Origin of the sequence: Tardiphaga sp. (assembly GCF_025356345.1) — a bacterium.
In the GTDB taxonomy this organism is placed as follows: domain Bacteria; phylum Pseudomonadota; class Alphaproteobacteria; order Rhizobiales; family Xanthobacteraceae; genus Tardiphaga.
This window is the reverse complement of the sequence record NZ_JANXTC010000106.1, coordinates 1-10,493: the sequence shown is the minus strand read 5'-3', so window position 1 is coordinate 10,493 and position 10,493 is coordinate 1. Positions and strand designations below refer to the sequence as shown.

Annotated in this window: 10 protein-coding genes; 6 read left to right on the top strand and 4 right to left on the bottom strand. The window is 64.5% G+C overall.

Features of this window, described 5'->3' with window-relative positions:
- Positions 1-744, top strand: a 744-nt coding sequence (locus Q0S16_RS06130) for a PLP-dependent transferase (protein WP_295846102.1), incomplete at its 5' end; no start/stop codon positions are given.
- Positions 745-880: 136 nt separating this feature from the next.
- Here Q0S16_RS06130 and Q0S16_RS06125 read toward each other — a convergent pair.
- On the bottom strand, positions 881-1,972 hold the full coding sequence (locus tag Q0S16_RS06125) for a COX15/CtaA family protein (protein WP_295846101.1): 1,092 nt from the start codon (positions 1,970-1,972) through the stop codon (positions 881-883).
- Positions 1,973-2,105: 133 nt separating this feature from the next.
- On the opposite strand from Q0S16_RS06125, the gene Q0S16_RS06120 reads away from it, so the two are divergent.
- Entirely contained in the window at positions 2,106-2,324 is a 219-nt protein-coding gene (locus Q0S16_RS06120) for a DUF2842 domain-containing protein (protein ID WP_295846100.1), read from the top strand.
- 2 nt (positions 2,325-2,326) lie between these two features.
- Here Q0S16_RS06120 and Q0S16_RS06115 read toward each other — a convergent pair whose 3' ends face one another.
- The gene (locus Q0S16_RS06115) at positions 2,327-3,289 is read right to left on the bottom strand and encodes a polysaccharide deacetylase family protein (RefSeq protein ID WP_295846103.1); all 963 of its coding nucleotides are present in this window, start codon (positions 3,287-3,289) and stop codon (positions 2,327-2,329) included.
- 195 nt (positions 3,290-3,484) lie between these two features.
- Here Q0S16_RS06115 and Q0S16_RS06110 point away from each other — a divergent pair, with 195 nt between their 5' ends.
- Positions 3,485-4,669 (top strand): GNAT family N-acetyltransferase, encoded by a 1,185-nt coding sequence (locus Q0S16_RS06110; RefSeq protein WP_295846098.1) that lies wholly within the window; start codon positions 3,485-3,487, stop codon positions 4,667-4,669.
- 16 nt (positions 4,670-4,685) lie between these two features.
- Here Q0S16_RS06110 and Q0S16_RS06105 read toward each other — a convergent pair whose 3' ends face one another.
- Entirely contained in the window at positions 4,686-5,189 is a 504-nt protein-coding gene (locus Q0S16_RS06105) for a molybdopterin cofactor-binding domain-containing protein (protein ID WP_295846097.1), read from the bottom strand.
- 48 nt (positions 5,190-5,237) lie between these two features.
- Positions 5,238-7,565, bottom strand: coding sequence for an exopolysaccharide transport family protein (locus Q0S16_RS06100; RefSeq protein ID WP_295846096.1), 2,328 nt, complete (start codon positions 7,563-7,565; stop codon positions 5,238-5,240).
- A 213-nt stretch (positions 7,566-7,778) separates the two neighbouring features.
- Here Q0S16_RS06100 and Q0S16_RS06095 point away from each other — a divergent pair, with 213 nt between their 5' ends.
- The 3 genes from Q0S16_RS06095 to Q0S16_RS06085 form a co-directional block, all read left to right on the top strand.
- Complete coding sequence (locus Q0S16_RS06095) at positions 7,779-8,120, top strand: hypothetical protein (protein ID WP_295846095.1); 342 nt, start codon at positions 7,779-7,781, stop codon at positions 8,118-8,120.
- 2 nt (positions 8,121-8,122) lie between these two features.
- On the top strand, positions 8,123-9,256 hold the full coding sequence (locus tag Q0S16_RS06090; RefSeq protein WP_295846094.1) for a glycosyltransferase family 4 protein: 1,134 nt from the start codon (positions 8,123-8,125) through the stop codon (positions 9,254-9,256).
- Positions 9,257-9,364: 108 nt separating this feature from the next.
- A partial coding sequence (locus Q0S16_RS06085) for a sugar transferase (RefSeq protein WP_295846092.1) occupies positions 9,365-10,493 on the top strand: 1,129 nt, incomplete at its 3' end.

Below are 10,493 nucleotides of genomic sequence, written 5' to 3'. Positions count from 1 at the left end.
CCGCTGATCGTCGACAACACGCTGGCGACGCCCTATCTGATCCGCCCGATCGATCACGGCGCCGACATCGTCGTGCATTCGTTGACCAAGTTTCTCGCCGGCCACGGCAACTCCATCGGCGGCATCATCGTCGACGCCGGTACCTTCGACTGGTCGAAGGACAACAAATATCCGATGTTGAGCGAGCCGCGACCCGAATATCATGGCATCAAGCTGCAGGAGACGTTCGGCAATTTTGCCTTTGCGATCGCGTGCCGCGTGCTCGGGCTGCGCGACCTGGGACCCGCGCTGTCGCCGTTCAATGCCTTCATGATCCTGACCGGCATCGAGACGCTGCCGCTGCGGATGGCGCGGCATTGCGAGAACGCCAAGGCGGTGGCGGAATGGCTGGCCGCGCATCCCGCCGTCGCGGCGGTGAATTACTCGGGGCTGCCGAGCAATCCCTATTACAATCTGGCGCGCAAATATGCGCCGAAGGGCGCCGGCGCTGTCTTCACCTTCAGCCTGAAGGGCGGCTACGACGCCGGCGTCAGCCTGGTGTCGAAGCTGAAATTGTTCTCGCACCTGGCCAATGTCGGCGACACCCGCTCGCTGGTGATCCACCCGGCCTCGACCACCCACAGCCAGCTCGACGACGACGCCAAGACCCGCTCGGGCGCGGCGCCCGACGTTGTCAGGCTGTCGGTCGGGATCGAGGACAAGGAGGATCTGATCGCGGATCTCGAGCAGGCGCTGGGGGCCTGATGTCATTCCGGGATGCGGCAAACGGCGAAGCCGGATGCCGCATCCCGGAATCTGGAGTTGTTCAGCGTGCCACCATTTCGGGATTCCGGGTTCGCTCGCGGCTGGCGCCGCTCCCGCCCCGGAATGACAGATTGCGTCAGCCGACCTGCCCGACCACGAGCGGCAGCTTCTGCGGCACCACCACCGGTCGCGGCAGCTTCAGCCGTTCGACCTGCAGCACCGCCAGCGCCAGCACCACGATCGCCACCGCCTGGTGCGCCAGCGCCAGACCGATCGGCACTTCATACAGCAGGGTCAAAATGCCGAGCAGTACCTGCAGGCTGAGCGCCGCCGCCAGCCAGAGCGCGCCATTGACGGTTGCCGCGCCGGCCCGCGACCGGATGGCGTCGATCACATGCCAGATTGCCACGGCGAACAGCAGATAGGCGGTCATGCGGTGCTGGAACTGCACCGTCAGCGTGTTGTCGAACAGGTTGCGCCACCACGGCTCCTCGAAGAACAGCCGCGACGCCGATGGAATCAGCGCGCCATCGATCTGCGGCCAGGTGTTGAAGACGCGGCCGGCGCGCAGGCCCGCGACCAGCGCGCCGAAATACAGCTGCAGGAAGGTCAGCCCCAGCAGCACCACGCTGGTGGTCCGCAACCGCGCCGACACCATCAGCGGTGGCGCGTCGCGCAGTCGCCGTAGCGTCCAGACGATGGCCGCAAAAATTATTAGCGCCAGCACCAGATGCGTCGCCAGCCGATATTGCGACACTTCAACGCGCTTGGTCAGGCCCGACGCCACCATCCACCAGCCGACCGCCCCCTGCAGCCCGCCAAGGCCGAAGATCACCCACAGCCGCGTCTTCAGCCCGGAGGTCAGGACGCCCGACCACAGGAACCAGAGGAAGGGCAGCAGATAGACCATGCCGATGACGCGGCCGAGCAGCCGGTGGCCCCACTCCCACCAGAAGATGGTCTTGAACTCCTCGAGACTCATGCCGGCATTGAGTTCGCGGTATTGCGGAATCGCCTTATAGGCATCGAAGGCCGCGACCCAGTGATCCTGCGTCAATGGCGGCAGCGTGCCGCTGACCGGTTTCCATTCGACGATTGACAGGCCGGATTCGGTGAGCCTCGTGGCGCCGCCCACCAGCACCATCAGCGCGATCAGCGCCGCTACCATAATCAGCCACCAGCGCACCGGGCGGAGGCGATCATCGCGTCGAATAGAACTACCTGTCATGACCTGCGATCTATGGGACAAGTCCCCGAATTCAATGGCTTGAATGAATATACCTGAACCTTATAGTCCGCCGGCCAGCGGCTGCAAAGCGACGCCACGCCCAGCCCTTCCTCCAGGACCGCACAATTCCGTCATGAGCATTCGCACCCGCAAATTCTTCGGCACCATCTTCCTGCTCGTGCTGGTCGTGGTCTGGTCGCTGCTCGGCATGACCATCGCGCAAACGCCATGGTTGGCGGCGTCCGGCTGGCTGCAGGCGATCTTCTATGTGGTCGCGGGACTGGGCTGGGTGCTGCCGGCGATGCCGATCGTCAGCTGGATGGCCAGGGCGGATCGCGAAAAACTCGGCTAGGATCAACTTCTCGCCGCCCCCAGCATCACGCCGGCCATCATTACCCGCAGCGCGCGCAGCGATTGACGTCGGCCATCCCAGGCGATTCGCGGCAAGGCGTAGGAGTCGGAACGGCCGTCCGGCTGCACCACGCCTGGCATCGAGGTCACCGCGCTGCTGAAGCCCGCCTGTGCCGCCATGCCGGCATGGCGCGGCAGGAACGAACCCCGGTCGCCGAACGGATAGGCCAGATGCATGGGCGCACGTCGCAATGCGGCTTCCGCCACAGCCCGGCCCATGGCGATCTCGCGGCGCGCGCTGGCGTCGTCGAGATTGGCGAGTACCGGGTAATTCACGGTGGCGGCGCCATAGGTGACCAGCGGATCGGCCACCAGGACCGCGATGTCGTCCCAGTCCATGGTCGCGGCGCGCGACAGCGCGGCAAGATCGACCGAATAGCGTTGGCAAAGATCCTTGATCGCCAATGACAGTGCCGGCGCGGGCAGCGTGCGCAGCCAGCTCTGCAGGTAATGATAGGCCTGTCGCTTGTCCTCGAGACCCCCGATCCCGAAATGGCGTTGCCGGTCGTCGATCATCAGGCTGATGCGGTCGTGGCGGGCCACTACCTGCTCCAGCGCCAACCACCAGGCCTCGCCCAGCCGATCGGGAAAAGCGCTTGCAAGGTACACCGTGAACGGCACGCGGTGCCGCAACAGCACGGGATAAGCGTGTTCGATCAGATCCTTGTAGCCACCATCGAAGGTCAAACATACGAAGCGGCGGGCCTGCCGCGGCTGCCTTGCGCGGGCGCAGGCTTCGTCGAGCCCGACGATATCGAACTCCCAGCGCTTCAACCTGCCGATAACCCGGTCGAGAAAACGGGGCGTGATCTCGGTGGCCAGTCGCGGCTGGAACGCGCCTGGCCGCGGCAGCCGCACCCGCTCGAATGTCAGGATCACGCCGGCACCGCCGCGCGACCTCTGCATCAGCCGCGCCCAGCCACTGAAAAACGCCAGTTCCAGCACCAGCGTCGTCAGCCCGCTCAATGGTTGCGACACCGCCATCCTCCTTTGCGGTATCCTGCTGACCGCCCTCCGCGCCTGTCCTTACTGTTTATTGAGCTTTGTTTGCAAAGGTCGTCCGCTGCAAACAGTAAACAAGACCTCAACACAGGCTCCGTGATGACCATGGCTGCGGCGATCGACTATCCGACGGCGTCCACCCAAGCCGCGAGCCGTATCACGCGCGTCGATGTACTACGCGACTTCGCCACCGCTGAACCGGTCTGGCGTCACCTCGAAACCGCCGATACGCTGTCGACGCCGTACCAGCGGTATGATTTTCAGGCCGCCTGGCAGGCCCATGTCGGCCAGCTCGAAGGCCTGCGACCCTTCATTGTCATCGCCTATGACGCCAATGACCAGCCGCTGCTGTTGCTGCCGCTCGGCGCGAGGCAGGAGAATGGCTTGCAGGTTGCGGGCTATCTGGGCGGCAAGCACGTCACCTTCAACATGCCGCTGTGGCAGCGCGATTTCGCGGAGGCCGCCACCAGGGCCGATATGGAGGCGCTGCAGTCGGGAATCCGGCGGCACCGTGAAACGGTCGATCTGCTGGCGCTGGCGCGCCAGCCACGGCACTGGCTCGGTATCGCCAACCTGATGGCGCAGTGGCCCAGCCAACCGTCCACCAATGACTGCCCGGTGCTGCGACTGCTGCCCGGCGCGTCTCCGACCGACCACGTCAGCAACTCGTTCCGCAAGCGCCTGAAGGGCAAGGAAAAGAAATACGAGGTGCTGCCCGGCTATCGCTATCTGCTTGCCACCCGCGATGCCGAGATCAAGCGGGTGCTCGACGCCTTCTTCACCACCAAGCCACTGCGGATGGCCGAACAGAAGCTGCCCAACGTGTTCGCCGAGCCGGGCATCGAGGACTTCATCCGCGCCGCATGCCTGGCGCCACGCGATGGCGGTCGCGCCATCGATATCCACGCGCTGGTCTGCGACGAGGAAGTGATCGCGATGTTCGCCGGGGTCGCCGATGCCGGTCGCTTCTCGATGATGTTCAACACCTATACGATGTCCGCCAACGCCAAATACAGCCCGGGCCTGATCCTGATGCGCAGCATCATCGATCACTACGCCGCATGCGGCATCACGTCGCTCGACCTCGGCATCGGCGCGGACGATTACAAGCGGATGTTCTGCAAGGACGACGAGCCCATCTTCGACAGTTTTGTGCCGCTCACCACGCGCGGAAAACTCGGCGCGATGGGCCTCTCGTCATTCGCCCGTGCGAAGCGGCTGGTGAAGCAGACGCCCGCGTTGCTGAACCTGGCGCAACGGCTGCGCGGTGCCCTGCAACGCTGACGGTTGGGCGTTGATGCTAGGCCGGAACCACAAGATCCTCGATCCGGATCGGAAACCGGCGCACACGGATTCCCGTCGCGTGCCAGACCGCGTTGGCCACGGCGCCCGCCGAGCCGGCAATGCCGATTTCGTCGACGCCCTTGATGCCGAGCGCGTTCACATGCGGATCGTGCTCTGTCACCATGATGGCCTCCAGGCCGAGCACGTCGGCATTCACCGGGATGCGATACTCGGCGAGATTGGCATTCATGGTTCGGCCCGAGCAGTGGTCTATCACCGCCTGCTCGTGCAGCGCGAACGACGCGCCCCAGATCATGCCACCATAAAACTGGCTGCGGACCATATGCGGATTGATAATCCGCCCGGCTGGCAGGACAGCGTCATGCGGCTGCTCGACGTGTTCGTCGATGGCCTTCGCATTCAGAAGACAGCCGAGGGAGCAGCAACTGCCCCGCGGGTCACGGCAAGCGTCCGGCAGCCACGTCGGTAGCGAGCCGCTATTGGCTCCACCCGCCAACACGCAGATTACGACCCGGCCGAATACCGTTCAGCCGCGTATCGCCTACCCTCATGCTGCGACGACGCGCTCGACGGGATGCGGCGCATGGTCGGGCGTCGAATCCCGACGCAGCATGCTCACGGCCGAGAAGCCGACGGCTTTCAGTTGTTCGCACATCAGATCGCGGGCGTCGGCGGCCATTGACGGCTCCGGCACTACCACCGCGCAGGCATTCGCCGTCAGCAGCGCCGCCGGCAGATCAGCGGCGGTGCCGGCATCGAGCAGCACGTGATCGTACACCCGCATCAGGGCATCGAGCGCCATGGTCAGCCGCGGCGATTGCAGCAGCGCACGATCGGCTCCGGCACGGCCGGCGCTGATCATATGAAGACCCGACAGCGTATCCTTGGTGATGATCTCGCTGAACGACGCCTGCCCCAGCATCAACTCGGCCAGTCCCGGCGCCGACGGATCGCTGGAGATCGCCCGCAGCACCGGCGAATTGGCCGAAAGATCAACCAGCACCACCTTGCCGCCGCGGGCCAGCATGCGCGCCAGCGTTAGGCCGGTCAGCGCGATGTTGTCGGGATCGCCGGTGCCAAGGATCGTAATCTTGCGCGCGGAATCGCCGGCGACGCGCAACGTCCGCGCCAGCCCTTCGATCTCGCTCACGCCGGCGGCAAGTTCGGGATGGGTATCACGAACCGCCGGCTCCGGGATCAGCGGTGCGGTCACCACGGCCGGCGCAGCCTCGGCGACCGGCGCCGGCGCCGGCGCCGCCACGACGGCCGGTTCGACATGGGTAGGGACTACCGATGGCGACAGGATTGGCTCGACGCGCGTCGGCGCGGCGACGCCGCCCTTGGGCGGCACGAGGCGCGGCGCGGTCATGCGCAGCAATTCGCCGGTCATGACGCTGCCGGCGGTGAGCATCAAGGTCGCCAGCGTCGCAATCAGCACGATCGGCAGCTTTTTCGGATAGGCCGGGGTATTGGAGACGATGGCCCGCGAGATGATGCGGCCGTCGGCCGGCGCGGCCTCGATGTTCTCGCGGGTCGTCGCCTCGCGATATTTGGCCAGATAGGATTCGAGCAAATCGCGTTGCGCCTTGGCCTCGCGTTCCAGCGCGCGCGCCTGCACGTCCTGACCATTGCTGGACGTGGCCTGCCGCTTGACCTGTTCGAGGCTGCTGCTCAGGCCCTCGACACGGCCGGCCGCGATGCGGGCGTCATTCTCCAGCGAGCGCGACAGCTTGGCCGCTTCCTCGCGGAGCTGGCGGTCGAGATCGGTGAGCTGGGCCTTCAGTTCCTTGATGCGCGGATGGCCATCCAGCAGCGTCGACGACTGTTCGGCCAATTGCGCGCGCAGCGTGACGCGCTGCTCGGACAATCGCCGGATCAGTTCGGAATTCAGCACCTCGGAGGATTCGATCGGCCTGCCGGACTGCAGCATGTCCTTGATCATCCGCGACTTTGATTCCGCGTCCGAACGCAGCGCGCGCGCATTGTTGAGCTGGGTGTTAATCTCGCCGAGCTGCTGGTTCGACAGTGAGGTATTGTTGGTACCAATGAAAAGGCTGGACCTGGAACGAAAATCCTCCGCGCGCGATTCCGCTTCCGCGACCTTCTTGCGCAGGCTGTCGATTTCACCGGACAACCACTGTCCAGCGGACTTCGCCTGCTCCTGCCGCGCGCCCTGCTGCATCGTCAGATAGCCGTCGGCGATGGAATTGGCGACCCGCGCCGCCAGTTCCGGATCGTGCGACTGAAATTCGATTACCATGACGCGCGACTTATCGACGGCGTAGGCGGTCAGCCGCTCGAAATAGGCATCGAGCACGCGTTCTTCCGGCGTCAGCGAAAACGGATCGCGGCCGATCCCAAACAGCGCCAGCAGACTCTTGACCGGCGACATGCCCTGCAGCACCGGATCGAATTCCGGACGATCCGCCAGCTTGTTCTTCTTGATGATCTCGCGGGCGAGGTCGCGCGACAGCAGCAACTGCACCTGGCTGGTGACCGCCTCGGCATCCAGCGAGGCCCGCTCTTCATTGCGCTCGCCATTGGGGCGCAGGAAGATGTTTTCGCGGCCATCGATCAGGATGCGGGCTTCGGACTTGTAGCGCGGCGTGATGAGATTGACGGCTGTAAGCGCGAGCACGCCCACGAGCAAGGTCGGAACCAACACCCGCGCCTTCTTGCGGCGCAGCGCCTGCCACAACGCATGCAGATCGACGTCGCCGAGTTGCGGCGATGGCTGCGCCGCGTTTCCGGAGGCCGTGACATCACGACCAGGCCGAGTGGCCTCTGGCGCAACCGAGGCCTCGAAGGCCGGGGGCGCCACGGCCGAAGAGACGGATTTCTTATCCGCACCCGTACGCCAGAATGCCAAACGCATCGCATACTCCTACCGGACGCTCCCGCGCCTACTCAACAGCTCTGATTAAAATCGATTAAGGTTGCCGCGCGGTTAATTCGGCGCGCCGATACCAGATATACGTGCATCGCTGCGCGATCACCTTTTGTTAACCACGAAGCCTGCTATTGAACCTGGTGTTTGTGAGTTTGCCAGATGCGATGCGCGCGCACCCTATTCCCCTGTGTCCTGGGCATGCTGGCCCTGTCCGGCGGCATGGGACGCCCGCGTCCTGTGGCCGCGATGCCAGCCGCCGGCAGTCTTGATATCATGACCCATGGCCAGACGGCGGCGCGACGCACGCCAGTGGCCGCGCCTGCGCGGATCAACGAGCCCGACGACCACCTTGATGCCGGCTATCGGCTGCGCGTTCTGGTCTACGGCCAGGAAGGCCTCACCGATACCTGCGCGATGGGCGTCGACCGCGCGATCCCCCTTTCCCATCTCATCCTGAAGGGATCGCGGCACGCCATGGTACCGCTCGGCACGCCGGTCAGCTCCGACGATACGGTTTTAATCGACGAAGGATGGTTGTGAACATGGTAGCCAAGACCGACAAGCCGCTGCGCATCCTTCACGCCGTCCGCGCACCGGTGGGCGGGATCTTTCGCCACATCATCGACCTCGCCAATGGCCAGGCCGAACGCGGACACGAAGTCGGCATCATCGCCGACAGCCTAACCGGCGGCGACCGCGCCGCGGCCGCATTGGCCGAGATCGCGCCGCGGCTGACGCTTGGCGTGCATCGCCTGCCGATCCGCCGCGAACCGCATCCGACCGACGTGATCGCGTGGCGCCAGTTCATGCGGCTGGTCCGGCAGCTCGAGCCCGACGTGCTGCACGGCCACGGCGCCAAGGCGGGCGCCTTCGTGCGCCTGAAGGCGAAATCGAACAACACGATCCGCGTCTATACGCCGCATGGCGGCTCGCTGCATTATCCGCCGGACACGCTGAAGGGCGCGTTCTACGCCCGTCTCGAACGCTGGCTGATGGAACGCACCGAATTGTTCCTGTTCGAGAGCGCGTTCGCGCGCGACACCTTCCAGCGCGTGATCGGCAAGCCGACCGGCCTGGTGAACTGCGTCTTCAATGGCGTGACGGCGGCTGAATTCGATCCGGTCAAACTCGCTGACGATGCCACCGACCTCGCTTATGTCGGTGAATTTCGTCACATCAAGGGCGCCGATCTGCTGATCGATGCCGTGGCACGGCTGCGCGCCGAGGGCCGGCCGGTGACGTTGACGCTGGGCGGTGACGGTGAAGAAACCGAAGCGCTGAAGGCGCAGGTCCAGCGCTTGGGGTTGACCGACGCCGTCCGCCTGATCGGTCACGTCAAGGCACGCCACGGATTTTCGCAAGGCCGTCTGCTGGTGGTTCCGTCGCGCGGCGATTCGATGCCCTATGTGGTGATCGAAGCCGGCGCCGCTGGCATCCCGATGATCGCCGCCCGGATCGGCGGCATTCCCGAGATCTTCGATACCCACACCGACGCGATGTTTACCCCCGCCAGTGCCGTGGCGATGGCCAACGCCATTGCCGCCTCGCTCGACCATCGCGAAGCGACGCTGCGGCGCGCCCAGGCGCTGCGCCAGCGCATTTTCCTGCACTTTTCACAGAACGCGATGGTCGACGGAATTATTGAGGGTTACCGCCGGGCGATCGCCCGGCATTAACTCTTCTTAACCTGTAACCAAATCTTTCGAATTGTCCGCTATACGGCCGAAAAAGTAATAAGCTCTGCGCAGCCATTCTCGTGCAAGCCAAGCAGACGGAATGTTCACGTGGAACCTATCAACGCACGCTCGATGCTTGATGCCGCGACGACCGCGGCCCCAGGCCAACGCCAGTTCGAACGTCGCCGACGGTTGACGCCGGCGGCGCTCGCTGTTGCCAACGAGAAAGTCCGCTCCGCCTATTCGCCAATCGTTCTCACCGGTGCCGTGCGTCTCGCTGATTTCATCGTCCTCACGCTGGTCGGCATCGCGATCTATCTGGCGCACGTCGCCCGCACCGACGGCTTCTCCTGGGAATATATCGCGGCTATCGTGGCCATCGCAGTGATGGCCGTGATCGCGTTCCAGGCCGCCGATGTCTATCACGTCGAGGCGTTCCGTGGACGGGTTCGACAGCTAACCCGGATGGCCTCGGCCTGGGCTTTCGTGTTCCTGCTGTCGACCGGAATCACGTTCCTGGCCAAATTCGGCAGCTCGGTGTCGCGGGTCTGGCTATCATCCTTCTTCATCGTCGGGCTGTTTGCGATGATCGCGCAACGGACCGTGCTGCGCATGCTGATCCGGCGCTGGGCGCTGCAGGGCCGGCTGGCGCGCCGCACCATCATCGTCGGCGCCGACAGCAATGGTGCGAGCCTGATCAAGGAGCTCAACAGCCAGGAAGATTCCGATCTTCAGATACTCGGCGTGTTCGATGATCGCAACGACAAGCGTTCGCTTAACACCATTGCCGGCAGTCCGAAGCTCGGCAAGGTCGATGACATCATCGAATTCGCCCGCCGCACGCGTATCGATCTGGTGCTGTTCGCGCTGCCGATCTCGGCCGAGACCCGTATCCTGGAAATGCTGAAGAAGCTGTGGGTGCTTCCGGTCGACATCCGGCTGTCGGCGCACACCAACAAGCTGCGCTTCCGGCCGCGCTCCTATTCCTATCTCGGCAATGTACCAACCCTCGACGTGTTCGAGGCACCGATCACCGACTGGGATCTGGTGCTGAAATGGACATTCGACCGCTTTGTCGGCGGACTGATCCTGCTGGCCGCGCTGCCGCTGATGGGGCTGGTGGCGCTGGCGATCAAGCTCGACAGCCCGGGCCCGGTGCTGTTCCGGCAGAAGCGTTTCGGTTTCAACAACGAGCGCATCGACGTCTTCAAGTTCCGCTCGCTGTTTCATGACCAGG

Bases quoted from the DNA above. Each gene is read 5' to 3' on its own strand.
- Q0S16_RS06125 (WP_295846101.1), bottom strand. From the start codon at position 1,972: ATGACAGGTAGTTCTATTCGACGCGATGATCGCCTCCGCCCGGTGCGC.
- Q0S16_RS06120 (WP_295846100.1), top strand. From the start codon at position 2,106: ATGAGCATTCGCACCCGCAAATTCTTCGGCACCATCTTCCTGCTCGTG.
- Q0S16_RS06115 (WP_295846103.1), bottom strand. From the start codon at position 3,289: ATGCAGAGGTCGCGCGGCGGTGCCGGCGTGATCCTGACATTCGAGCGG.
- Q0S16_RS06110 (WP_295846098.1), top strand. From the start codon at position 3,485: ATGACCATGGCTGCGGCGATCGACTATCCGACGGCGTCCACCCAAGCC.
- Q0S16_RS06100 (WP_295846096.1), bottom strand. From the start codon at position 7,565: ATGCGTTTGGCATTCTGGCGTACGGGTGCGGATAAGAAATCCGTCTCT.
- Q0S16_RS06095 (WP_295846095.1), top strand. From the start codon at position 7,779: ATGCTGGCCCTGTCCGGCGGCATGGGACGCCCGCGTCCTGTGGCCGCG.
- Q0S16_RS06090 (WP_295846094.1), top strand. From the start codon at position 8,123: ATGGTAGCCAAGACCGACAAGCCGCTGCGCATCCTTCACGCCGTCCGC.